This is a genomic window from Rhodococcus sp. 15-725-2-2b (genome assembly GCF_002259075.1).
Lineage (GTDB): Bacteria > Actinomycetota > Actinomycetes > Mycobacteriales > Mycobacteriaceae > Rhodococcoides.
In genome coordinates this window covers 243,426-265,977 of the sequence record NZ_NPFL01000011.1, presented here as the reverse complement: position 1 = coordinate 265,977, position 22,552 = coordinate 243,426, and the positions used below count along the sequence as shown (strand labels likewise).

Genomic DNA, 22,552 nt, shown 5'->3' with positions numbered 1-22,552 from the left:
GTCTGATTCACCCTCTGTACTGCCGAGCCTCTAACCTTGCCATCATGGCAGCACTGAGCAAGGTATTCGCGGCCAGGCTCGCCGGCCTGGGTGTCCTGGGCCCCGACGGCGAATCGATCGGCCGGGTTCGTGACGTGGTCGTCTCGATGCGTGTCGGCAGAGCGCAGCCGAGAGTCCTCGGCCTTGTGGTCGAATTGGCAACTCGCCGAAGAATTTTCGTGCCGATGCTACGAGTGACGAGCATCGAGCCCAATTCCGTTCAACTCACGACCGGAAACGTCAGTCTTCGTCGATTCACCCAGCGCGCCAACGAGATCCTGGTCTTCGCGCAGATCCTCGACTCCAAGGTGCGCGTCGACGACCCCGAGCTCGACGAGCTGCACGACGTCGATTCCATCGTCGTCGACCTCGGCATCGAACTCACCCGAACTCGCGACTGGGTGGTCGCGCGGGTGGCGGTCCGCAAGCAACGGCAACGGCTCGCGCGGCGTGGTGCCATCCACGTCGTCGATTGGCAGCACGTGCAGGGGCTGACACAGAACGAGCTGTCCATGCCCGATCAGGGTGTGGCGCAGCTGCTGATGCAGTTCGAGGATCTTCGCGCGGCCGACGTGGCGAACGCGATGCGCGAGCTGCCCGTCAAGCGCCGGATGGAGGTGGCGCGCGCTCTCGACGACGAGCGGCTCGCGGACGTCGTCCAGGAACTGCCCGACGACGATCAGGTGGAGTTGATGCACTACCTCGGTGTCGACCGTGGTGCCGACGTGCTCGAGGCCATGGACCCGGACGACGCCGCCGACCTGCTGGGCGAGCTGCCCGAGACAGAGGCGGAATCGCTTCTGCGCCTGATGGATCCAGAGGACTCCGCGCCTGTCCGTCGTCTGCTCGAACACTCCCCCGATACCGCCGGTGGTCTGATGACCCCCGAGCCGGTGGTTCTCACCGCGTCGACGACGGTGGCCGAGGCGCTCGCCCGGGTACGTAATCCCGACCTGACGCCTGCGCTGGCCTCCCTGGTGTTCGTCGTGCGGCCCCCGACCGCGACACCGACCGGCCCGTATCTCGGCTGCGTGCATCTGCAGCAATTGCTTCGAGAACCCCCGGCGAGCCTGGTCGGCGGTGTGGTGGACAGCGCTCTGCCGCGATTGTCCCCCGAGGACAGTCTCACCGCCGTGACGCGGTACTTCGCGACGTACAACCTCGTCTGCGGCCCGGTGGTCGACGACGAGGACCACCTGGTCGGGGCCGTGACCGTGGACGACGTCCTCGATCACCTGCTGCCCGAGGACTGGCGAGATCAGGAAGTGGCGGGACAGTGAAAGAAACAGCACGCCAGAGAATGGACACGCCGCGCGGGTCGCGGATGTTCAATGTGAACCTCGACTTCGACCTCGGCAAGTCGGGCGAGAAGGCCGCACGATTCCTCGGCACCGGCCGCTACCTGGCCATCCAGACCGGAATCGTGATCGTCTGGATCTTCCTCAACGTCGTGGCGGTCAACCTCCAGTGGGACCCCTACCCCTTCATCCTGCTCAACCTCGCGTTCTCGACCCAGGCCGCGTACGCAGCTCCGTTGATTCTTCTGGCCCAGAATCGGCAGGACGACCGCGACCGCGTCTCCCTCGAGGAGGACCGTTCTCGCGCCCAACAGACCAAGGCCGACACCGAGTTCCTCGCTCGTGAACTCGCTGCGCTGCGCATCGCCGTCGGCGAGGTCGCCACCCGCGACTACCTGCGCCGCGAACTGGACGAGATCAAGGCACTCCTCGAGCAGGCGACGGGTCAACCGACGGTCTCTCCCAAGAAGGCACGAAAGAAGGCGGCCGCGCGGGTGCACGACGACATGGGCATGCCGGACGCGTCGGACCCCGATACGCACTAGGTCCGCTCTGTAACAGCCCGATAACGGAACAGTCTCGAATCAGGTACCCTCGATCCCGGTCATCAGGTCGGGCCCCGGTTGTCATCCGGGGAAATCAGGAGGTACAGCACGCGTGGGTCGTCACAGAAAAGCATCGAATTCCAAGGTCAGACGGAATTCGGTGATTGCTCTGGCAGGTCTCGTCCCCGCAGGACTCGTCACCGCCGCCACCAGCGCCGGAGCCACGGAATACATCCCGTTCGTCAGCGCGAAGACGTCCCCCGCCGCGCAGGAATCGAACTCCGTCGTCGAAACTCCGCAGCCGATCGCCCAGGACGGACAGGCGCAGCCGGTCGCCCAGGCCGAGCTTCCCGTGCCCGCTGCGGTCCCCGCACCCGCGCCGGTTCCCGAGATCCCGCCCACACCTGAGCTGCCCACCAACCTCGCGGTCAGTCCCATCGCGATTCCGGTCGTCAACGTCTCGGCGTACAAGAATGCCGAGCGCATCCTCGCCCAGCAGCAACCCGGCTGCGGCATCAGCTGGACCGTCATCGCCGGCATCGGCCGTGTCGAATCCACCCATGCCAACAACGGCAAGGTCGACGACTCGGGCGAGCTGCACGAGCCCATCCTCGGGCCACGACTGAACGGCACCCTCGCGGGCAATCAGGTGATTCGTGACACCGACGGCGGCGCGCTCGACGGTGACACCGAATACGACCGTGCCGTCGGACCCATGCAGTTCCTACCCTCGACGTGGAACCTCTATCACGCCGACGGCAACGGCGACGGAGTCTCCGACCCACAGAATCTGTTCGACGCGGCCCTGGCCACCGGCATGTACCTGTGCGACGACGGCACCAACATGCGTGACCTGGGATCGACCACCAAAGCGATCCTGCGTTACAACAACTCGATGGCCTACGTGGCGAACGTGCTCGCGTGGTCGGCCGGATACGCCACCGGCATCGTCCCGACCTCGGACCAGCTCCCGCGCATCCACTGATCGGCCGTCCGCGCCTGCCCTGCTGTCCATCGGCGCACAGCCCACCGCCTAGCATGAGGCAATGGCTGTACTGACCGAATCCGACGTTCGGACCGCGCTCTCGAAGGTGATCGACCCCGAGATCCGCAAACCCATCACCGATCTGGGGATGGTCAAGAGCATCGACATCTCCGACGACGGAGCCGTCGGCGTCGGCATCTACCTCACCACCTCCGGGTGCCCGATGAAGACCGAGATCAGCGACCGCGTCAAGAACGCAGTCGCCGACGTCGCAGGCGTCGGCACCGTCTCGGTCGAACTCGACGTGATGAACGACGAGCAGCGCACCGAACTCCGCAAGTCACTGCGCGGCGATTCCGCAGAGCCGATCATTCCCTTCGCGCAACCCGGATCCCTGACGCGCGTGTACGCGGTGGCGTCGGGCAAGGGTGGCGTCGGCAAATCGAGTGTGACGGTCAACCTCGCTGCATCGCTGACCGCTCGTGGGCTGTCGGTGGGTGTGCTCGACGCCGACATCTACGGCCACTCCGTGCCCCGGATGCTCGGGAACGACGCACGACCGACCCAGGTCGAGAAGATGATCATGCCGCCGCAGGCGCACGGCGTAAAGTTCATCTCGATCGCGCAATTCACCCAGGGCAACACCCCGGTCGTCTGGCGCGGACCGATGCTGCACCGTGCGCTGCAGCAGTTCCTCGCCGACGTCTTCTGGGGCGACCTGGACGTACTGCTGCTCGACCTTCCTCCCGGTACCGGAGACGTGGCAATCTCTGTCGCTCAGCTCATCCCGAGCGCGGAAATCCTCGTGGTTACCACCCCGCAGCAGGCCGCGGCCGAGGTCGCCGAGCGCGCGGGTGCAATTGCACTACAGACTCGGCAGCGCGTGGCAGGCGTCGTGGAGAACATGTCGTGGCTCGAGCTCCCCGACGGCACCCGGATGGACATCTTCGGATCCGGTGGCGGACAGGACGTATCGGACAGACTCACCAAGGCAGTGGGTGCCAGCGTTCCACTTCTCGGCCAGATTCCGCTCGACACCGCCGTCCGAGAGGGCGGTGACGCAGGCACGCCGATCGTGCTGAGTAACCCGGAATCGCCTGCGGCACAGGCACTCGAGGCCGTCGCAGCGAAACTCGCCGTACGCGAGCGCGGTCTGGTGGGAATGTCACTCGGCATCGATTCGGCGCGCAAACTGTAAGTCGCGCTTATACCCGACAAACGACGCGGGAAACAGGGTTGGGGCCTTAGGATTTGCCTTCAATCCTATTGTCGATAGAGAGTGGCCTTCATGAAGAAGCCGCATCGGGTCAGGCCGGTCGTCGTTCCGGTTCTGATCGCACTGCTGATCACCCTGCTGGGATCGCTGCTCGGTCCCGCTATGGCATCCGCACAACCCGCCCCGCCTGCACAGAACTATTCGATCGCGACCGACACCACGTTCGCACCGTTCGAATTCCAGGACGAGAGCGGCAAACTCGTCGGAATCGACATGGACCTACTCGCCGCGATCTCGGTGGATCAGGGCTTCGACTACACCGTCGAGCAGGTCGGTTTCGATACCGCACTCCAGGGCGTCACCAGCGGCCAGTTCAACGGAATGATCGCCGGCATGTCGATCACCGACGAACGCAAGGCCACCTTCGACTTCTCCGAGCCGTACTTCGATTCCGGTGTCCAGATGGCGATTCTGGATTCCAACGACGAGATCAAGGGCTACGAGGATCTGCGCGGCAAGTCCGTCGCAGTCAAGAACGGCACCGAGGGCGCGACCTTCGCCGCGTCGATCGCAGATCAGTACGGCTTCACCATCCGGAGCTTCGACGACTCGGCAACGATGTTCGAGGAAGTGCGCACCGGTAACTCCGCGGCCGCCTTCGAGGACTACCCGGTGCTCGCCTACGGCATCACCCAGGGCAACGGATTCAAGACCGTCACCGAGAAAGAAGCCGGTGCCAGTTACGGATTCGCCGTCGCCAAGGGCACCAACGCCCAGCTGCTCGAACAGTTCAACACCGGCCTCGAGAACCTGCGCGCCAACGGCCAGTACGACCAGATTCTCGACACCTACCTCAACGCCGATGCCTCCACCGCCGACACGTCCATCCCCGGTCTGATCGCCAGCAGCTGGCAGTTGCTGCTCAAGGGCCTGTGGCTGACCATCGTGCTGACCGTCATCTCCATCGCCATCGCGCTGGTACTCGGCGCGATCTTCGGCCTGTTCCGCGTCTCGACCAACATCGTGCTCCGCGGCATCGGCACCACCTACGTCGACATCTTCCGTGGCACACCGCTTCTGGTGCAGGCATTCTTCATCTACTTCGGTGTCCCCGCGGCGCTGAACTTCCAGATGTCGGCGTTCACCGCGGGCATCATCACGCTCTCGCTCAACGCCGGTGCGTACATGGCCGAGATCGTCCGCGGTGGCATTCTCGCCGTCGACAAGGGCCAGATGGAAGCATCGCGCAGTCTCGGCATCAGTTACCTCAAGTCGATGCGAAAAGTGGTGATGCCACAGGCAATTCGCACGATGATCCCGTCGTACATCAATCAGTTCGTCATCACGCTCAAGGACACGTCACTGCTCTCGGTCATCGGTCTCGCCGAACTGACACAGACCGGTCGTCTGATCATCGCCCGCAACTTCGAGTCGTTCAACATGTGGCTCATCGTCGGCGTTCTGTACTTCATCATCATCATGGCTCTCACCAAGCTGTCGAACCGGCTCGAGAAGAGGATCAACAAATGAGCACCCACCTGACCAAGGACCTGCCGGTCGACAGCGGTTCCGGAACCAAGATCTCCATCAAGGGCCTGCAGAAGGCGTTCGGCGACAACACGGTCCTCAAGGGCATCGACGCCGAGATCGCCAACGGTGAAGTGGTGTGCGTGATCGGGCCATCCGGCTCGGGCAAGAGCACGTTCCTGCGTTGCCTCAACAAGCTCGAAGACATCACTGCCGGATCGGTCGTCGTCGACGGCACCGACCTGACCGCGAAGAACGTCGACCTGGACAAGGTGCGCCAGAACATCGGCATGGTGTTCCAGCACTTCAACCTCTTCCCACACATGACCGCACTCGAGAACGTCATGCTCGCGCCCGTCGAGACGAAGAAGATGTCGAAGTCGCAGGCGAAGGAGTCGGCTGCGAAGTTGCTCGAACAAGTAGGCCTGTCCGAGCGCGCGGACTACAAACCCGCCAACCTCTCCGGCGGGCAGAAGCAGCGCGTCGCCATCGCCCGAGCGTTGGCCATGAGCCCGTCGATCATGCTGTTCGACGAGGCCACCAGTGCTCTCGACCCAGAAATGGTGGGCGAAGTCCTGCAGGTGTTGCGAGACCTCGCGCAGGGCGGCATGACGATGGTCGTCGTGACCCACGAAATGGGCTTCGCACGCGAGGTCGCGGATCGCGTGATCTTCATGGCCGAGGGCGTCATCGTCGAGGAGGGAACCCCCGACGAATTGTTCGGTAACCCGCAGAACCCTCGCACCCAGGACTTCCTGAACAAGGTCCTCTAGCCCCGCTCCCCGGTTGCGTCAATGGACCACTGCCGCGCTCAGACGTGTGCAATGGTCCATTCACGCAGCAGCGGGGTCGGCATGCGCGAAGCAGCGTCAGGTGGCGTCGGCGTCGATGGGTGGGGTGTCGCCTGCGGACAGCTTCGGCTCGTTCTTGCTCATCGACACCCCACCCTGTGATGTGTTGATCTGGGGCGTCGGGCCGCCCGAGCTTTTCGGCTTGGCGTCGAAGGGCTTGCCCTTGAAGGTGTCCTCGAGTGGGTTCTTGAAGACCGAGTCGTCTCCGTCGAGCAGATGTTTGGTGATCACTGCCCGAGGGGTCATGCCGCGAAGTTGGTTGAGATCCGCCAGCGGCTTGCGGAGGTCCTCGAAGTCGGTGCCGAGTTCGTCCTTGAGCTGCTGGCTCGCGCCGTTGGCGTAGTCCTTGACCTGGCGGATCGACTTGGACACCCAGCTGATCGCGCCGGGGAGGCGATCGGGGCCGAGGATGACGAGAGCTGCTACGAGGAGAATGACGAGCTCTCCCCAACCGATGTTGCCGAACACGTCTGCCAGCCTACGTCGTCAGTCCGAAACCGGCGTGACGGACAGGTCCACCAGCCGCCCGGACCGAACGAGTTGCACGGGAACGGGCTCCCCGATCGTCGTGGCCTGCACGGCGACGACCAGTTCGTCGGCGTCGCCCACTGCTCGGTCACCGACCTTGGTGATGACATCTCCTTCGACGATTCCGGCCTGCTGGGCAGGACCGCCCGAGCGGACATTCGCCACTTCCGCGCCGGCCGAGGTGTCGTTGATGACCGAGCGGGCATTGATTCCGATGTCGGGGTGCCGCATCACGCCGTCCCGGATCAGCGCCTGTGTCACCTCGAACACCTCGTCGACCGGAATCGCGAAGCCGAGGCCGACCGATCCGCCGCTCTCGCTGCGGATGGCGGAGTTGATGCCGATCACGCGGCCTTCGAAGTCGATGAGCGGGCCACCGGAGTTGCCGGGGTTGATGGCGGCGTCGGTCTGCACGGCATCGATGACGGCATTGGTGTCGGTGCCTTCACCCGACAGGGCAACGGGTCGGTCGAGCGCGCTGACGATGCCGGAGGTGACGGTCTTGTTCAATCCCAGCGGTGAGCCGACGGCGATCACGTCCTGCCCGACGCGAACGTCGGCGGAACGACCGAGCTCGGCCACGGTGAGGTTGCCGACGTCGGTCTTGAGGACGGCGAGGTCGGTCTTGGTGTCTCGTCCGACGATGTCCGCTGGCACCTTGGTGCCGTCGGAGAAGGTCACTTCGAGGGTCGAGTTCTCCGGGTCGGATGCGGCCAGTGAGATCACGTGATTGTTCGTCACGATGTAGCCCTCACCTGCGATGACGACGCCCGAGCCGGTACCGCCGGTGTCGCCGAGCGTCACCTGGATCGACACCACCGAGGGCAGGACCGCGTCGGCGACCTTGCTGATCTGTCCGCGCGGGATGTCGTCGCCGCTGGATTGGGTCAGAGTCACTTTCTGGCTGGTCAACGCGCCGGTCACCTCGGCGGTGAGGCGACCGAACAACCCGCCGACCAATCCGATGACGAGTGCCAGAACACCGAGCACCACCAGAGCTCGGGCCGATACCGACCGCCCGAACAGCACGTCGCGCACACCGAGTTTGGTTCCCGGCGGCAGCACAGGAGGGGGCGGGGTGTCGAGCGCCGCGCTGCCGAGGGACACCCGAGCGGTGGGGTCGCGCCACGGATCTGCCGGAGCCGACGGAGCGGCGTCGTTGTCGTCCTCGGCGTTCGGGTCGCGCTGCAGCGATTCTGTGGCATCGTCCGGGCGTCCGAACGCCTCGGCGAGGATGGGATCGGGTGGACGCACCGACACACGTGAGGGAAGTTCCTCACCGGGCCTACGAGGAGAGAACGAACCGTCCACGTCGTCGGGACGTCCGAACACCGAAGCCGACACCGGATCGACGGAAGGTCGATACACCGGACGAGGTGGCAACCGCGGACCTTCCGGTCCCGCCGAGCCGATGCCGTCGGGCTCGATCTCCGATGGGTCGGTGCCTGCGGCCTCGGTGCTGGTCGAATTCGATGTCACGCGTCCGGTTACCCCTCGCATACGTCGGTGTGAGAGTTCAGTATCACTCGAGCGGTCGGCGCGGCTCGATGCAGGTGAGAAGTCGTGGGGCAGATGTCGATGCGATCAGCGTCGGCGACGGCGGACGTCGGCGACGGCGGACATGAACGTTCTCTTGGTGTGGGTCGGCCGATCCTCGCCCGCGCAGGACGGTATCTGGCTGAGCAGGCCGAGCAAGGAGTGTGGCATCGACATCTCCCCTGCTCCACGCAGTGCCTTGCGCGCCTGCTGCTGGGCCTCGACCTCGGCGGCGCACTCGGGGCACTCGGACAGGTGGTCTGCTGCGCGGAGATAGGCGGGCATTCGCAATTCGCCATCGACGTACGCCGCGATGGCCTCACTGGCCAGATGTTCGGTGGAGCTGAATCGCTTCGGCTTGCGCGCCTGCGTCATCCAACCCTCCTCGTAGCTAGTGGACACTTGCGTGACCGGAGTCGACCTTCCCGTGCACTCGAAGGTACTCGCGTAGCGCCTGGCGTCCACGGTGAATGCGACTGCGAACAGTTCCGAGCTTGACGCCCAGTGTCGCACCGATCTCCTCGTACGACAGTCCTTCGATGTCGCACAGCACGATTGCGGCACGGAACTCCGGTGCCAGCGAGTCGAGCGCGGACTGCAGATCGGGGTCGAGGCGAGCATCGTGGTAGATCTGCTCGGGGTTGGGTCGGTCCGAGGGAACGCGGTCGTAGTCCTCGGGGAGCGCCTCCATACGGATGCGGCTGCGACGACGAACCATGTCCAGGAACAGGTTGGTGGTGATGCGGTGCAGCCACCCCTCGAAGGTGCCCGGCTGGTAATTCGACAGGGAGCGGAACACGCGAATGAAGGTGTCCTGCGTCAGGTCCTCGGCGTCCTGGGCGTTGCCGGACAGGCGGTAGGCCAGTCGGTAGACGCGGTCGCCGTGTTCGCGAACCAGTTCGTCCCAGGACGGCATGGTGGAGTTCTCGCCGGTCGCATCGAACACTGCGGTGCCGCTGAGATCGTCGGGTGCGGGTACGGACTCGGGTAGACGCGCGCTGTCGCGATCGCCGTTGATCTTGTAAATAGTTGGATCCTCCTGCTCAGGACTGCGTACGTCCTTCTGATTCAACCGACGACTACCCTCGGATGTTCCAGCTCACACTTCGCAATCGAGATGGACCTTCGACTCCTGCACAGCCTGACGGACCCGCGTGTGGGTCCGGTATGAAACAGCTGAGGCGCACCTGAGAATGTGTGCGTGAGAATGTGCCCTGGGCACGATAGCCTCGGGGCGTGCCGACCAACGCCGAGAAGATGCTCGCCTACGCCGAAGACTCCGCTCAGGAGGACGAGGTTCTGATCGCAGCCAGAGAGCGAGCCGTCGACCTGGGTGCCGCACCGGTACCGCCGTCGGTCGGAGCGATTCTGTCCATCTTCACCCAGATGCTCGGTGCGAAGACTGTCGTCGAAATCGGTACCGGCGCTGGAATCAGCGGTCTGTGGTTGCTCGACGGGATGCGCGTGGACGGTGTGCTCACCACCATCGACACCGAGCCGGAGCACCAGCGTGCAGCCCGAGAAGCGTTCCGCGCGGGGGGAATTGCGCCCTCGCGCACCCGGCTGATCAACGGCTGGGCGCTCGATGTGCTCCCCCGGTTGGCCGACGACACCTACGATCTGGTCTTCATCGATGCCAGTCCGGCCGACCATCCGCACTTCGTCGCCGAGAGTGTTCGACTCCTGCGACCCGGTGGAGTTCTGGTGCTGCACAACGCGTTACTGGGTGGGCGAGTCGCCGACCCGACTCAGCGCGACGCCACCGCAGTTGCCGTTCGATCCGCCGCCCGGGCCATCGCCGAGGACGAGCGTCTGACGACGGTGCTGCTGCCTCTGGGCGACGGGTTGATCTGCGCGTCGCGAGCGTAAGCATGTGAGTGGTTCTTCGTAGCAGACTACGAAGAACCACTCACATGCCGCAGGCTCTAGATCCAGACGCCCTTGCCGACGGAGACGACTCCCCCGGCGCTGACGTTGAAGCGTTCGCGGTCGCGTTCGTGATCGACACCGATGATCTCGCCGTCACCGACGACGACGTTCTTGTCCAGGATCGCGTGCCGCACGACGGCACCCTTGCCGATTCGGACGCCGGGCATCAGGACGCTGCCCTCGACGGTCGCACCACTGTCGATCATCACGTTGGAGCTGAGCACCGAGTTGCGGACGGTGGCCGCGGACAGGATGCAGCCGGCACCGACGACCGACTCCTGAGCCAGGCCGCCCTGGACGAACTTGGCGGGCGGCAGGTTCTCGGCCGATCCGCGGATGGGCCAGCGACGGTTGTAGAGGTTGAAGATGGGATGCACCGACACGAGGTCCATGTGGGCGTCGTAGAACGCGTCGATGGTGCCGACGTCTCGCCAGTATCCGCGGTCGCGTTCGGTGGCACCTGGAACGACGTTGTCGTTGAAGTCGTAGACCGAGGCGACGCCCGCTTCGACGAGTGCCGGAATGATGTCGCCACCCATGTCGTGGTCGGAGTCGACGTTCTCGGAGTCGGCCTTGATGGCGTCGACGAGCACCTTGGTGGTGAACACGTAGTTGCCCATCGAGGCGTACGTGACGTCGGGATCGTCGGGGGTCCCGGGCGGCTGCGCCGGCTTCTCGAGGAACTGGGTGATCTTGCCGTTCTCGTCCGAGTCGATGCATCCGAACGCGAATGCCTCGCTACGCGGAACCCGGATGCCCGCGACGGTGACGCCGGCACCGGAGTCGATGTGCTGCTGCACCATCTGCTCCGGGTCCATCCGGTACACGTGGTCGGCTCCGAAGACCACGATGTACTCGGGGTCCTCGTCGTACACCAGGTTCAGCGACTGGAAGATGGCGTCGGCGCTGCCGGTGTACCACCGGGGCCCGAGACGCTGCTGTGCCGGGACCGGAGTGATGTACTCCCCGGCGAAACCGGACAGTCGCCATGTCTGCGAGATGTGGCGGTCCAGTGAATGGGACTTGTACTGGGTGAGCACGCAGAGCCGGAGGTAGCCGGCGTTGACGAGATTGCTCAGTACGAAGTCGATGAGTCGGTAGGCGCCCCCAAAGGGCACGGCTGGCTTGGCTCGGTCCGCGGTCATCGGGTAAAGGCGCTTACCCTCACCGCCGGCAAGCACAATCCCTAGTACGTGCGGTTGTGTCCTCACCCACTCAACCTATCCGCACCGAGAGAACCTTGCTAGCAGTACACGCACAACTGCTGGGGAATGTAGGTTCGTTCACGTGCGCGTAGCAATGATGACCAAGGAATATCCCCCGGAGATCTACGGTGGCGCAGGAGTCCATGTCACGGAGTTGACCGCGCAGCTGAAATCGCTGTGCGACGTGGACATCCACTGCATGGGCGCGCCGCGCGACACCGCGCAGGTACACGACCCCGATCCCGCACTCGCCGGAGCGAACGCCGCGTTGACGACGCTGTCGGCCGAGCTGCGGATGGCCAACGCCGCCGCCGACGCCGATGTGGTGCACTCACACACCTGGTACACCGGCCTCGCGGGCCATCTCGCCGCCGAGTTGTACGACGTTCCGCACATCCTCACCGCACACTCACTCGAACCACGGCGGCCGTGGAAGGCCGAGCAGCTCGGCGGCGGCTACCGCATCTCGTCGTGGTCCGAGCGCAATGCCGTGGAATACGCAGACGCGGTCATCGCCGTCAGCGAGGGCATGGCCAAAGACGTGCTCGACGCGTACCCGCGGCTCGATCCGAGCCGGGTTCATGTGGTGCGCAACGGAATCGACACGCAGCGGTGGTTCGCCGACCGGGGCACCGCAACTCTGGACGAGATCGGCGTCGATCGAAGCAAGCCGATCGTCGCGTTCGTCGGCCGCATCACCAGGCAGAAGGGTGTGGGCCACCTGATCGCTGCCGCCCACCACTTCGACCCGTCGATCCAGCTCGTCCTGTGCGCTGGTGCCCCCGACACTCCGGAGATCGCCGCGGAAACCGAGCGGGCCGTGGCCCTGCTCGCCGAGCAGCGCGGCGGTGTGTTCTGGGTCAAGGACATGCTGCCCACCGACAAGATTCGCGAGATCCTCACTGCAGCAGCCGTCTTCGTCTGCCCCTCGGTGTACGAGCCACTGGGCATCGTCAACCTCGAGGCGATGGCCTGCGAAACTGCTGTGGTGGCATCGGATGTCGGCGGCATTCCCGAGGTCGTCGACGAGGGCCGCACCGGACGCCTGGTGCACTACAACTCCTACGAACCCGATGCCTTCGAGCGGAACCTGGCCGAGACCGTCAACGAGGTCGCCCTCGATCCCGCGCTCGCGGCAGCGATGGGCAAGGCGGGTCGAGAGCGCGCCGTCGCCGAGTTCTCCTGGGCGTCGATCGCGAAGCAGACTCTCGCCGTCTACAACGACGCTCTGGCGCGCCGCCGCTGATCGGGACGACTCAGCGATTCGTCTTGCGATAGGTCGACACCGTCACCGACGCGGTGACCTCGGTGGTGTCCGGTAGCTGCGTCAGCGCCGCAGCCCGCGCCTCGGGGTCACCGTGACGCGCCGACGGGCCCATGCCGATCAGAGCCTCGATGTCGTTGTGCGAGAGCATCATCGGATACTCCAGCGGAGATTCCGTGACCGGTTCGAACAGACCGGACAACGATTCGCTCAGGCGGCGGGGCTTGTCCTCGTCGACGCCGATGAGTCCCAGCGGCCCCCGCAGCTCGCGCTGATGCCGCGTCGTGGGCGTGACGACCACCAACACGCCGTCGTCGACGAGTACCCGATTCAGTTCTCCGGCGTTGCGCGGAGCGAAGACGCACGTCACCGCGGACAGGGCACCCGACCGCACCGGAAGTCCGCTCCAGATGTCGGCGACCACGGACCCCAGCCGGGGATGGGACCGGGCAGCGCGCCTGGCCGCGAACTTCGACACGTCGACGCCCATCCCCCGAGCCTCGGGGTGGTCGTCGAGAACAGCCGCGAGATAGTGACCGGTTCCCACCCCGACGTCGAGCACCACCTCGCTGTCCACCGGGACCCCCGCAGACACTGCTCGGGCGATCGGGTCGAAGTGCCCCTCCCCCAGGAACGCATCGCGCGCGGCGATCATCTCGGCCGAGTCGCCGGTGAACTTGCCGCCGTCACCGGTCAGCAGACTGACGTACCCCTGCCGAGCGACGTCGAACGAGTGCCCTCGATCGCACCACAGCGCCCGATCCGTGTCGCCGACACCGAGCCCGGAGTCGACCTCGCGTGCTCGGCACTGCGGACACAGCAGCACATCCACGACGTCGGTCAGCATCGGACACCTCCTCCGTCACGACTCTGCCGGACGGCACAGTCGTGAACACAACACAAAGCCCCGCTTGCCGTCACGGCGAGCGGGGCTGAGCGATGATCGATCGACAGAACGGTCAGCCGGTGACACCCTTCAATTCGTCACCGAGCGCCGCGGCCTCGTCGGGGGTCAATTCGACGACCAATCGGCCGCCCCCCTCGAGCGGGACGCGCATGACGATTCCTCGTCCCTCTTTGGTTGCTTCGAGGGGACCGTCCCCGGTCCGGGGCTTCATCGCCGCCATCCTCTGCTCCCTCCAGATCTGCGCCCACCAGCTCGGCGCCTAGGCCAAAAAGACAATTTCGTCGCGGGGCGACGGGTGTTGTCCCCTATTCTTCCCTATCGTCGTCGATACCGGGAACCGGAGTCGGTATTGACGACCTGCACCCAACACCCCGACAGGTGATCGTCGACCATTCCGGTGGCCTGCATCAAGGCGTAGGCAGTTGTCGGACCGACGAACCGTAGGCCCCGCCGCTTGAGCTCCTTGGCCAGAGCGGTGGACTCCGGAGTCGAGGCGGGCACATCGGAGAACTCGGTCAGGCGCGCCGGCCTGGGTTTCGGAGCGAACGACCAGAGCAGGGTGTCGAGGTCGGTGTCGTCGAAATCGACGATGGCACGCGCGTTGCTCACCGCAGCGTCGATCTTGAGCCTGTTGCGCACGATAGACGCGTCGTTCATCAACCGTTCGACATCGGCGTCGCCGAACCGGGCCACCAGCTCCGGATCGAATCCGGCGAATGCCGTGCGGAAGCTGTCGCGTTTGCGCAGGATCGTGATCCACGACAGGCCCGATTGAAACGCTTCGAGACAGAGCCGCTCGTAGAGCTCGTTGCGGCCGTGGAGCGGCTGTCCCCATTCGAGATCGTGGTAGTTCCGGTACAGGTCGTCGTCGGTGGCACCCCAGGGACAGCGCAGTCGGCCGTCCGGTCCGGCGACAACGCTCATCGCTCGTCCGGCTCATCCGGGGACGGGGCGACCGTCTCCTGTGCCTGCTGCGCAGCCGACAGTCGCGAACGGAGCATGTCGATCTCGCCGCCCAGTCGCTCCAACGCCCAGTCGACCTCGCTGGGCTTGTAGCCGCGCAGGCTCTGCTGAAATTTCAGCGCGTGCACGTCGGCACCGGTGACGCCTTCGGCCGGCAGAACGGTCGCGGTGGTTCCCTCGGGCAGCGGGCCCAGTTCCTCACCGCGACCGAACACCGCTGACGCCACGAAGAACAATGCAGCGGCGACGACGGCAATGACGACGACGTAGATCAGCAGCGTCAACATGCCACGATCTTGTCACGACCGCCCGACACGCTACTTCAGCGAGTTCATCGCCGGTCGGTCCAGCAACGACACCTCGGTGGAGAACGGCTCGAACGAGTCGCCGTCGACCCGGAACTGCATCAGACCGGCACCGGAATCGACCATCCCGCACCGATTGAGCATCGTCCCGACAATCTGTCTGCTCATGGCCCCGAGTTCGACCAGCGGGCGGTTGCGGTGCTTGCGCACACCCAGATTGACCTGGCCGATCGCCCGCAGTCCGAGCCTGTCGTAGGTATCGAGCAGCAGCCCGATCTCCACTCCGTAGCCGGGTGCGAACGGCACCGCGGACAGAAGCTCACGCGTACCGGCATACTCACCGCCGAGGGGCTGAATGACCCCGGTCAGCTCGGGCCGAAGGGCAGCGAGCAGCGGCCTTGCCACGAGCTCGGTGACGCGTCCACCGCCGTTGGCGTCCTCGGTTCCACTGGTCCGTAACGGACGGCGGTAGTAGCCCTTGACGAGGTGGATGCCGTCGCCCATCAGCAGGGGGCCGAGCAACTTGGGCACGAACGCCGGATCGGGGTTGATCAGGTCGGAGTCGACGAACGCGATGAGATCACCGGTCGACGCGGCGACCGATCGCCACAGCACCTCGCCCTTGCCCGGTACCGGGTCCACGCCGGGTACCGCTTCTTCTCGGCTGATGACGCGTGCGCCGGCCGCTGTCGCGCGCACGGCCGTCTCGTCGGTGGAACCGGAGTCCAACACGATCAGCTCGTCGACGAGGCCACCGAGCAACGGGTGGATGGTGTCGATGACAGCGGCGACCGTCTGTTCCTCGTTCAGTGCCGGGAGTACCACCGACACCGTTCGGCCCGCTTTGGCGGCCTCGAGCTCGGCAATGGTCCACTCCGGGGTGTCCCAGCTGTTGGTCTCGGACCACGCCCTGGTGACGTCCGTTCGATCTGCAAGTGTCATGCCAGACCCCTGACCGTCCGCGCCGGGGTTCTCAGTCCCTGGATCGCTGCCACCATGTCGACGACTCTTCTGGTCGACGCAACTTCGTGCACCCGGAACATTCGGGCTCCGCCTGCTGCGGCCAATGCTGTCGCTGCCAATGTTCCCTCCAACCGGTCGGCGAGCTCTACCCCTAGAGTCTCGCCTACGAAGTCCTTGTTGCTCAGCGCCATGAGCACAGGCCACCCGGTGTTTACAAGATCGTCCACGCGACGCAACAACTCGAGCCCGTGATAGGTGTTTTTCCCGAAATCGTGCGTCGGATCGATCAGAATCGAATCTTTTTTCACCCCCTCCGCGACGGCGTTCTCCGCGGCGGCGGTGACTTCGGTGATCACGTCGGCCACCACATCGGCGTACCGAACCCGATGCGGGCGAGTACGGGGCACCGCACCGCCGGTGTGCGAGCAGACGATGCCGACTCCTTCGGCGGCAGCGACGCGCACCAGCTCGGGGTCGGCCCCGGCCCACGTGTCGTTGATCAGATCCGCTCCGACACCGCAGGCCAGTCGAGCTACCTCGCTGCGCCAGGTGTCCACACTGATCAGCAGCTCCGGATACGCGTCCCGGATGGCCTCGACGAACGGAACGACACGGCGGATCTCCTCCTCGGCGTCGACGATGTCGCCGGGACCTGCCTTCACACCACCGATGTCGATCATGTCGGCACCCTCTGCGACAGCCCGGTGCACCGACGCCATCGCAGCGTCGTCGCTGAAATTCGCACCCCCGTCGTAGAACGAATCGGGGGTGCGATTGACGATGGCCATGACCAATGCGCGATCGTCGGCGACCGGTTTGCCGCAGAGGGTGCTCATGAAATCAATAGTGGCACGAGCGCATCTTTCGAGTGCTCAGCCCTTGGGAGCCTTGCCTGCGGCGACCTCGGCGACGTAGCCGTCGTACGCCTTCTCGTAGCCACCGGACTTGCCGCGCAGCACGTACAGGTCGCTGTCGCCGTCTTCCTCGTAGCCGAGCTTGCGCAGGGCCACCTTCTGACTCTTGAACGTCGACGTCTGCTCGAGGCTGTCGACGACCCTGACGAAGAGGGGCACCGCGTACGTGGGGAGCTTGTCGTAGAGGTGCGCGGCCGTGGACTTGCCGTCGAAGGTCTCGCCCTCGCGCAGCGTCACCGCAGCCATGCCTGCCTTGCCGTCGGTTCCCTCGATGTCGACGCCGTACACGACGGCACCGTCGATCGACGGATGCCCACCGAGCGCACCTTCGACCTGGGTGGTGGCCACGTTCTCACCCTTCCAACGGAAGGTGTCGCCGAGACGGTCGACGAATGCGACGTGCATCCAGCCCTGCTTACGAACCAGATCGCCGGTGTCGAACCACGCGTCGCCGTCCTTGAAGCCGTCGCGCACCAACTTCTTCTCGGTGGCCTTGTCGTCGGAGTAGCCGTCGAACGGCGCCCGGTCGGTCACCTTGGACAGCAACAGTCCGACCTCGCCGTTTCCGACCTTGCGGAGCTTGCCGTCCTGACCGCGCTTGGCCTTGCCGGACTCCTCGTCGTACTGAACGACGGCGTACGGGAGCGGGCAGATCCCGGCGGTCTTCTTCATGTTGAGGGCGTTGATGAACGCGATGTTGCACTCGCTTGCACCGTAGAACTCGGCGACGCGGGAGATGCCGAATCGTTCGGTGAACTCCTCCCAGATCTCCGGGCGCAGTCCGTTGCCGACGATCAGTTTCACCGAGTTGTCGCGGTCGGAGCTCTTCTTCGGCTGTGTCAGCAGGTAGCGGCACAGCTCGCCGATGTAGGTGAACGCGGTGGCCTTGTTGACCCGGATGTCGTCCCAGAAATTGCTCACCGAGAACTGCTTGCCGATGGCCATCGTCGCGCCGCCCGCGAGCACCGAGGACAGCGTCACCGTCAGCGCGTTGTTGTGGTAGAGCGGCAGGCAGCAGTAGATGACGTCGTTGCTGCGCAGCCGGACACCCATGTTGCCGAGACCGGACATGGACTTGAGCCAGCGGAAGTGGCTCATCAGGCTCGCCTTCGGCATGCCGGTGGTGCCCGAGGTGAAGATGTAGAACGCCTTCTCCTTGGCCTGGATCTCGGCGGTCACCTTCGGGTTGGCTGTCGACGCCGTCGCGGCGAGTTCGGCGAGTTTCTTCAGCGGCAGTACGGCACCGACCTTCGGCTCCCCGTCGAGCGAATCGAGCGCCTCCTGCGCGTTCTCGTCCAGTACGAGGACCTTCGCCTCGAGAATGCCCAGGCTGTGTTCGAGTACATCGCCGCGCTGGTTGTAGTTCAGCATTCCCGCGGTGGCGCCGAGTTTGACGGCGGCAAGTGCTGCGAACAGCGCCTCCGGGCGGTTCTTGCTGAGGATGCCGACGACGTCGCCGCGCTTGACTCCGTGGTCTGCGAACACCGCGGCGTACTGGTTGACGAGCTCGTTCGCGTCCCGGTAGGTGATCGACTCACCCTCGAACCGCACGAACGGACGGTCGCTGTTCTTCGCGGCGGCATCCTGGAAGACCTGACCGATCGACGCCTTGTGGTCGGGTTTGCGGGTGAATCCCGCCAGGCCCTTGAGGAGACTGGGCACCTCCGTCACCATTTTCGGCAACGCGACCGCGAGGTCGGTCACTCCGATTTTCTGACGGGCATCGACAGCCATGTACTCCCCTTTGAAGACGATGTGAGATTTCTTACCCTACTTGAGAGTAACAACTTTGAGGAGCGCACTCGTCGGCCACGGTTGGTGACCTGTCACAACGTTGCACAGGCGTCCAGGGCAGCCTCGACCGACGCGGTTCTGATCAGGGCATCCACGGCGCGCTGCTGGACGAAGCCCGTGGCCAGCAGCCCGTCGATCCACTGCATCATGCCGTCGAAATGTCCGAATGGGTCGAGCATCACCATCGGCTTGCTGTGCATCCCGAGATAGCCCGCGGTCCACGTCTCGAACAGCTCCTCCAACGTCCCGATGCCACCCGGCAAGGTGATGAACGCGTCGGCGCGGTCCTCCATGATCTTCTTCCGCTCGCGCATGGTGTCGGTGACGATCAACTCGTCGGCATCGACATCGGCGACCTCGCGATGCACGAGTGCTTTGGGGATCACACCGACCGTGTTGCCGCCCGCAGCTCGCGTCGCCGCAGCAACGGCGCCCATCATCGACACGTTGCCGCCGCCCGAGACGAGCTGCCAGCCTCGTCGGCCGATCTCGGTGCCGACCTCGGCGGCGAGGTCGATGAAGGAGGAGTCGACGGGACCGGACGCACAGTAGACGCAGACACTGATCGCGCGTTCGGTCGTGCCACGATCGCTCACTGCTGGGCCTCGCGGACGATCCGGACAGCCTCGTCGACGCTGTCGGTGCAGTGGATCAGTTCGAGGTCCTTCTCGGACACCTTGCCTTCTTTCACGAGAGTCGTCTTGATCCAATCGAGCAGTCCCGACCAGAAGTCCTTGCCCAGCAACACGATCGGGAACCTGGTGACCTTGGCCGTCTGCACCAGGGTCAGCGCCTCGAAGAGTTCGTCGAGAGTACCGAAGCCGCCGGGAAGGCACACGAACGCCTGCGAGTACTTCACGAACATGGTCTTGCGAACGAAGAAGTAGCGAAAGTTGACGCCCAGATCGACCCATTCGTTGAGGCCCTGCTCGAACGGCAGCTCGATCCCGAGCCCGATCGAGTAGCCGTCGGCCTCGCTCGCACCTCGGTTTGCCCCCTCCATCGCGCCCGGCCCACCACCGGTGATGACGGCGAAGCCCTCTTTCGCGAGAGCAGCTCCGAGCTGCCGGGCTCGGGCGTACTCGGGATGGTCGACGGGGGTGCGCGCCGAACCGAACACCGTCACGGCCTTGGGGACCTCGGCGAGTGCACCGAATCCCTCGACGAATTCGCTCTGGATGCGCAAGACTCGCCAGGTGTCGGAGTGAATCCAGTTCCCCGGTCCTCGCTCGTCGAGCAGGCGCTGATCCGAGGTGGAGGTCTCGGTGTTCCGGCCACGCCGAAGTACGACGGATCCCTTGTGCTTGGCCGGCTTCTCGCTGCTGTGCCACTCGAAACTGCTGTGTTCTTCGGAACTGCCGTGTTCCTCGGAACTACCTGGGTCCTGGTCGCTGTTCATGGCGTTCAGGCTATCCGGCAGTGAGGTAGCTCCGGAGAACCTGCGTGACGTGGGTGATCTGCTCGACGGGGACGCGTTCGTCGCGCTTGTGGGCGAGATTGGGGTCGCCGGGTCCGTAGTTGACCGCCGGAATACCGAGCGCCGAGAACCGGGAGACGTCCGTCCAGCCGTACTTGGCACGGAATTGTCCGCCCGCGGCTTCGATGAGCGCAGCCGCCGCAGGCTGGTTCAGTCCGGGAAGGGCACCCGGCGACGAGTCGGTGACCTCGAAGCCGAGATCCAGTCCCTCGACCACCTCACGAACGTGTTCGACGGCGTCGTCGACGCTGCGATCGGGTGCGAAGCGAAAGTTGACATCGAGCTCGGCCGCGTCGGGAACGACGTTGCCCGCGACCCCACCGGAGATCCGGACCGCTTGCAGCCCTTCCCGATACACGCAGCCGTCGATGTCGACGGTGCGTGCGCGGTACGCTGCGAGCCGGTTCAGGACCGCTCCGAATTTGTGAATTGCATTGTCACCCAACCAGGACCGGGCACTGTGAGCCCGTGTTCCCGACGCCGTCAACCGAACCCGCAGTGTCCCTTGGCAACCGGCCTCGATGAACCCGCCGGACGGTTCGCCGAGGATCGCGACGTCGGCGACCAGCCATTCGGGAAGTTCGCGTTCGATGCGGCCCAGCCCGTTGCGGGCAGCCGCGATCTCCTCGCAGTCGTAGAACACCAGAGTGAGATCGTGCGCAGGATTGTCGATCGTCGCGGCGAGATGCAGGAACACTGCGTCGCCCGACTTCATGTCGACGGTTCCGCAGCCGTGCAGGATGTCACCTTCGGCGCTGTCGTGCTCCCGCCTCGACGGCACGTTGTCTGCGATCGGAACCGTGTCGAGGTGCCCGGCGAGCATCACGCGCGACCCGAGCCCGAGGTTGGTCCGGGCCAGCACGGCGTTGCCACTGCGGATGATCTCGAAGCCGGTGGTCTGGTCGCGGAGCGCCCGTTCCACCTCGTCCGCAATGCGCGATTCGTCCTCGCTGACACTGGGGATGTCCACCAGCGCCGCGGTGAGGTCGATCGGGTCTGCATTCAGTTCGAGCGTCACGGGTGAAAACTCTAGGCCGTGGATCCCGGAATCTCGCGGACCACGCCGTCGAAGCCTGCCCCGAACAATCTTCCGTTCGAGAACCCCTGGTCGGAGCGACCGTAGGCGACGACGCTGGTCAACCGAGTTCCGGTGCCGATGACGCACGTCGCCCCCGGCGCATCGATGCGGACGACGGAGCCGCCTGCATTCAGCGGTACCACCGGACGTCCGGCGTCGTCGAGGGTGAGTCCGTCCGGAGCAGCGAACGAGTCGAGTCCCGTCAGGTCGAGCACGCTTTCCGGTGCCGAGGGGTCGGCGAGCGGAATACGGCTGACGCCCGGGTTCACGAAGGTGCGCGAGACGTAGAGGTACCGATCGGCGGCGTCGAGCACTGCGCCGTTGGCACTGGGGAAGCTCGCCCACGCCGGGTCGACCGAACCATCGGGGCCGATCCGGCCGATGAGCGAGCCGAAGTCGTTGGTGGCGTACACCGTTCCGTCAGCGGCGACGGCGAGTCCGTTGGCTGCGCTCAGACCGGTGGCGAACGGGGTCACGGTCAGGGTGTTCACGTCGAGCCGCACGATCCCGGCGGCCTTGACGATGTCTCCGACGAAGACGCGAGGGTCGGCCCCGTAGCCGACCAGCAGGGTGCCGTCGGGCATCCAGGCCAGGGCACCACCGCCGCCGCTGGGAACCGTCGCGATGGGGTAGGCGGCCCGCCCCGGCGCGTCGATGCGAAACACCCGGCCGGAGACGATGTCGGTGACGTAGGCCCGGCCCGACGCGTCGACCGCCAGGCCTTCCAGAGCTGCACCCGGGATCCGTGCGACCACTGCCGACGGACCGCCTGCGGCGGCGCAGGAGGGATCAGCGACTGCGGTGCCGGACCCGACGACGACGCTCCCGGCTACCACCGTCGCAGCAGCGATCGCCGTGACGACCGAACGCATACGCGCGGACTTGCTCGAACCCATGACACTCCCCCAACCTCGGCGACCCCCTGTCAGCCGATGACGATGTCTACCACGCGCCTGCGACATGCAAACCCAGGGCGACCCCGAGCACGATCGTCGTCGCCAGGGTCGTCACCAACCCTGTGAAGGACACACCGTCCGCCATCACCGAGGTCACTCCACGGATGCGGGAGTCGGGACGTGTGGTCACCGGGAAACTCTGTCAGCTTCCCCGCCGTCGATGCGTCCGCCGGCATTCCGATGCGATCACGCTCGACGGTCGAACCGATAACGAACCGACGCCGCGTCGGGAACGACGTCCAGGAACAGTCGACGTTCCCGCAATGACGGGC

Annotated in this window: 25 protein-coding genes; 8 read left to right on the top strand and 17 right to left on the bottom strand. The window is 65.2% G+C overall.

Annotated elements, in window-relative coordinates:
• Window positions 1-44: 44 nt before the first annotated feature.
• The 6 genes from CH306_RS15160 (at window position 45) to CH306_RS15135 (ending at window position 6,383) form a co-directional block, all read left to right on the top strand.
• Window positions 45-1,319: a magnesium transporter MgtE N-terminal domain-containing protein gene (locus CH306_RS15160; protein WP_032394102.1), complete on the top strand. Its 1,275-nt coding sequence runs from the start codon at window positions 45-47 to the stop codon at window positions 1,317-1,319.
• 20 nt (window positions 1,320-1,339) lie between these two features.
• The gene (locus CH306_RS15155) at window positions 1,340-1,882 is read left to right on the top strand and encodes a DUF1003 domain-containing protein (protein ID WP_045199222.1); all 543 of its coding nucleotides are present in this window, start codon (window positions 1,340-1,342) and stop codon (window positions 1,880-1,882) included.
• A gap of 112 nt (window positions 1,883-1,994) precedes the next feature.
• Window positions 1,995-2,867: a lytic transglycosylase domain-containing protein gene (locus CH306_RS15150; RefSeq protein ID WP_032394100.1), complete on the top strand. Its 873-nt coding sequence runs from the start codon at window positions 1,995-1,997 to the stop codon at window positions 2,865-2,867.
• A gap of 61 nt (window positions 2,868-2,928) precedes the next feature.
• The gene (locus tag CH306_RS15145; protein WP_032394099.1) at window positions 2,929-4,065 is read left to right on the top strand and encodes an Mrp/NBP35 family ATP-binding protein; all 1,137 of its coding nucleotides are present in this window, start codon (window positions 2,929-2,931) and stop codon (window positions 4,063-4,065) included.
• Between the two features lie 90 nt (window positions 4,066-4,155).
• Window positions 4,156-5,613 (top strand): amino acid ABC transporter substrate-binding protein/permease, encoded by a 1,458-nt coding sequence (locus CH306_RS15140; RefSeq protein ID WP_032394098.1) that lies wholly within the window; start codon window positions 4,156-4,158, stop codon window positions 5,611-5,613.
• The gene (locus CH306_RS15135; protein WP_094647006.1) at window positions 5,610-6,383 is read left to right on the top strand and encodes an amino acid ABC transporter ATP-binding protein; all 774 of its coding nucleotides are present in this window, start codon (window positions 5,610-5,612) and stop codon (window positions 6,381-6,383) included. The genes CH306_RS15140 and CH306_RS15135 overlap by 4 nt, the downstream gene beginning before the upstream one ends.
• A 96-nt stretch (window positions 6,384-6,479) precedes the next feature.
• Here the strand turns inward: CH306_RS15135 and tatB are convergent, their stop codons facing one another.
• The 4 genes from tatB to sigE all read right to left on the bottom strand — a co-directional run bounded on the left by tatB (window position 6,480) and on the right by sigE (window position 9,543).
• Complete coding sequence (gene tatB / locus CH306_RS15130; RefSeq protein WP_032394097.1) at window positions 6,480-6,929, bottom strand: Sec-independent protein translocase protein TatB; 450 nt, start codon at window positions 6,927-6,929, stop codon at window positions 6,480-6,482.
• A gap of 18 nt (window positions 6,930-6,947) precedes the next feature.
• On the bottom strand, window positions 6,948-8,489 hold the full coding sequence (locus CH306_RS15125) for a S1C family serine protease (RefSeq protein ID WP_373453973.1): 1,542 nt from the start codon (window positions 8,487-8,489) through the stop codon (window positions 6,948-6,950).
• Between the two features lie 84 nt (window positions 8,490-8,573).
• Window positions 8,574-8,900, bottom strand: coding sequence for an anti-sigma factor family protein (locus tag CH306_RS15120; RefSeq protein WP_032394231.1), 327 nt, complete (start codon window positions 8,898-8,900; stop codon window positions 8,574-8,576).
• Window positions 8,901-8,916: 16 nt separating this feature from the next.
• Window positions 8,917-9,543, bottom strand: a complete 627-nt coding sequence (sigE, locus tag CH306_RS15115; protein ID WP_045201066.1) for an RNA polymerase sigma factor SigE — start codon at window positions 9,541-9,543, stop codon at window positions 8,917-8,919.
• Window positions 9,544-9,782: 239 nt separating this feature from the next.
• Between sigE and CH306_RS15110 the strand changes: the two genes are divergently transcribed.
• Window positions 9,783-10,394 carry an O-methyltransferase gene (locus CH306_RS15110; RefSeq protein WP_032394230.1) on the top strand — a complete coding sequence of 204 codons (612 nt, stop codon included), beginning with the start codon at window positions 9,783-9,785 and terminating at the stop codon, window positions 10,392-10,394.
• A gap of 56 nt (window positions 10,395-10,450) precedes the next feature.
• On the opposite strand, the gene glgC is transcribed toward CH306_RS15110, so the two are convergent.
• A complete protein-coding gene (gene glgC, locus CH306_RS15105) occupies window positions 10,451-11,665 on the bottom strand; it encodes a glucose-1-phosphate adenylyltransferase (RefSeq protein WP_032394095.1) in 1,215 nt (404 codons plus the stop codon).
• A gap of 76 nt (window positions 11,666-11,741) precedes the next feature.
• On the opposite strand from glgC, the gene glgA reads away from it, so the two are divergent.
• On the top strand, window positions 11,742-12,905 hold the full coding sequence (glgA, locus tag CH306_RS15100) for a glycogen synthase (RefSeq protein WP_094647005.1): 1,164 nt from the start codon (window positions 11,742-11,744) through the stop codon (window positions 12,903-12,905).
• A 10-nt stretch (window positions 12,906-12,915) separates the two neighbouring features.
• Here glgA and CH306_RS15095 read toward each other — a convergent pair whose 3' ends face one another.
• The 12 genes from CH306_RS15095 to CH306_RS29105 all read right to left on the bottom strand — a co-directional run bounded on the left by CH306_RS15095 (window position 12,916) and on the right by CH306_RS29105 (window position 22,410).
• Window positions 12,916-13,770, bottom strand: coding sequence for a methyltransferase domain-containing protein (locus CH306_RS15095; protein ID WP_094647004.1), 855 nt, complete (start codon window positions 13,768-13,770; stop codon window positions 12,916-12,918).
• A gap of 112 nt (window positions 13,771-13,882) precedes the next feature.
• Window positions 13,883-14,050, bottom strand: coding sequence for a DUF3117 domain-containing protein (locus tag CH306_RS15090; protein ID WP_008714277.1), 168 nt, complete (start codon window positions 14,048-14,050; stop codon window positions 13,883-13,885).
• Window positions 14,051-14,145: 95 nt separating this feature from the next.
• The gene (locus CH306_RS15085) at window positions 14,146-14,754 is read right to left on the bottom strand and encodes a DNA-3-methyladenine glycosylase I (RefSeq protein WP_094647003.1); all 609 of its coding nucleotides are present in this window, start codon (window positions 14,752-14,754) and stop codon (window positions 14,146-14,148) included.
• Window positions 14,751-15,080 (bottom strand): DivIVA domain-containing protein, encoded by a 330-nt coding sequence (locus CH306_RS15080; RefSeq protein ID WP_032394091.1) that lies wholly within the window; start codon window positions 15,078-15,080, stop codon window positions 14,751-14,753. The genes CH306_RS15085 and CH306_RS15080 overlap by 4 nt, the downstream gene beginning before the upstream one ends.
• Window positions 15,081-15,110: 30 nt before the next feature.
• Entirely contained in the window at window positions 15,111-16,040 is a 930-nt protein-coding gene (locus CH306_RS15075) for a glucosyl-3-phosphoglycerate synthase (RefSeq protein WP_032394090.1), read from the bottom strand.
• The gene (gene folP / locus CH306_RS15070) at window positions 16,037-16,897 is read right to left on the bottom strand and encodes a dihydropteroate synthase (protein ID WP_032394089.1); all 861 of its coding nucleotides are present in this window, start codon (window positions 16,895-16,897) and stop codon (window positions 16,037-16,039) included. Before folP ends, CH306_RS15075 begins: the two co-directional genes overlap by 4 nt.
• A gap of 36 nt (window positions 16,898-16,933) precedes the next feature.
• On the bottom strand, window positions 16,934-18,709 hold the full coding sequence (locus CH306_RS15065) for a long-chain-acyl-CoA synthetase (RefSeq protein WP_032394088.1): 1,776 nt from the start codon (window positions 18,707-18,709) through the stop codon (window positions 16,934-16,936).
• 92 nt (window positions 18,710-18,801) lie between these two features.
• Window positions 18,802-19,365: a TIGR00730 family Rossman fold protein gene (locus CH306_RS15060; RefSeq protein ID WP_032394087.1), complete on the bottom strand. Its 564-nt coding sequence runs from the start codon at window positions 19,363-19,365 to the stop codon at window positions 18,802-18,804.
• Window positions 19,362-20,168: a TIGR00730 family Rossman fold protein gene (locus CH306_RS15055; protein ID WP_032394086.1), complete on the bottom strand. Its 807-nt coding sequence runs from the start codon at window positions 20,166-20,168 to the stop codon at window positions 19,362-19,364. The genes CH306_RS15060 and CH306_RS15055 overlap by 4 nt, the downstream gene beginning before the upstream one ends.
• Window positions 20,169-20,178: 10 nt before the next feature.
• On the bottom strand, window positions 20,179-21,264 hold the full coding sequence (dapE, locus tag CH306_RS15050) for a succinyl-diaminopimelate desuccinylase (protein ID WP_094629592.1): 1,086 nt from the start codon (window positions 21,262-21,264) through the stop codon (window positions 20,179-20,181).
• An 11-nt stretch (window positions 21,265-21,275) separates the two neighbouring features.
• Window positions 21,276-22,220, bottom strand: a complete 945-nt coding sequence (locus CH306_RS15045; protein WP_094647002.1) for an SMP-30/gluconolactonase/LRE family protein — start codon at window positions 22,218-22,220, stop codon at window positions 21,276-21,278.
• A 46-nt stretch (window positions 22,221-22,266) separates the two neighbouring features.
• Complete coding sequence (locus tag CH306_RS29105) at window positions 22,267-22,410, bottom strand: hypothetical protein (RefSeq protein WP_158462611.1); 144 nt, start codon at window positions 22,408-22,410, stop codon at window positions 22,267-22,269.
• Between the last annotated feature and the right edge of the window lie 142 nt (window positions 22,411-22,552).

What these genes read in the sequence shown, in the direction of transcription:
- CH306_RS15120 (WP_032394231.1), bottom strand. Translation starts at nt 8,900, where the DNA reads ATGACGCAGGCGCGCAAGCCGAAGCGATTCAGCTCCACCGAACATCTG.
- CH306_RS15080 (WP_032394091.1), bottom strand. Translation starts at nt 15,080, where the DNA reads ATGTTGACGCTGCTGATCTACGTCGTCGTCATTGCCGTCGTCGCCGCT.
- CH306_RS15135 (WP_094647006.1), top strand. Translation starts at nt 5,610, where the DNA reads ATGAGCACCCACCTGACCAAGGACCTGCCGGTCGACAGCGGTTCCGGA.
- CH306_RS15095 (WP_094647004.1), bottom strand. Translation starts at nt 13,770, where the DNA reads ATGCTGACCGACGTCGTGGATGTGCTGCTGTGTCCGCAGTGCCGAGCA.
- CH306_RS15155 (WP_045199222.1), top strand. Translation starts at nt 1,340, where the DNA reads ATGGACACGCCGCGCGGGTCGCGGATGTTCAATGTGAACCTCGACTTC.
- CH306_RS15110 (WP_032394230.1), top strand. Translation starts at nt 9,783, where the DNA reads ATGCTCGCCTACGCCGAAGACTCCGCTCAGGAGGACGAGGTTCTGATC.
- CH306_RS15055 (WP_032394086.1), bottom strand. Translation starts at nt 20,168, where the DNA reads ATGAACAGCGACCAGGACCCAGGTAGTTCCGAGGAACACGGCAGTTCC.
- CH306_RS15045 (WP_094647002.1), bottom strand. Translation starts at nt 22,220, where the DNA reads ATGGGTTCGAGCAAGTCCGCGCGTATGCGTTCGGTCGTCACGGCGATC.
- folP (WP_032394089.1), bottom strand. Translation starts at nt 16,897, where the DNA reads ATGAGCACCCTCTGCGGCAAACCGGTCGCCGACGATCGCGCATTGGTC.
- CH306_RS15140 (WP_032394098.1), top strand. Translation starts at nt 4,156, where the DNA reads ATGAAGAAGCCGCATCGGGTCAGGCCGGTCGTCGTTCCGGTTCTGATC.
- CH306_RS15065 (WP_032394088.1), bottom strand. Translation starts at nt 18,709, where the DNA reads ATGGCTGTCGATGCCCGTCAGAAAATCGGAGTGACCGACCTCGCGGTC.
- CH306_RS15090 (WP_008714277.1), bottom strand. Translation starts at nt 14,050, where the DNA reads ATGGCGGCGATGAAGCCCCGGACCGGGGACGGTCCCCTCGAAGCAACC.
- CH306_RS15085 (WP_094647003.1), bottom strand. Translation starts at nt 14,754, where the DNA reads ATGAGCGTTGTCGCCGGACCGGACGGCCGACTGCGCTGTCCCTGGGGT.
- CH306_RS15075 (WP_032394090.1), bottom strand. Translation starts at nt 16,040, where the DNA reads ATGACACTTGCAGATCGAACGGACGTCACCAGGGCGTGGTCCGAGACC.
- CH306_RS15160 (WP_032394102.1), top strand. Translation starts at nt 45, where the DNA reads ATGGCAGCACTGAGCAAGGTATTCGCGGCCAGGCTCGCCGGCCTGGGT.
- CH306_RS15145 (WP_032394099.1), top strand. Translation starts at nt 2,929, where the DNA reads ATGGCTGTACTGACCGAATCCGACGTTCGGACCGCGCTCTCGAAGGTG.
- CH306_RS15125 (WP_373453973.1), bottom strand. Translation starts at nt 8,489, where the DNA reads ATGCGAGGGGTAACCGGACGCGTGACATCGAATTCGACCAGCACCGAG.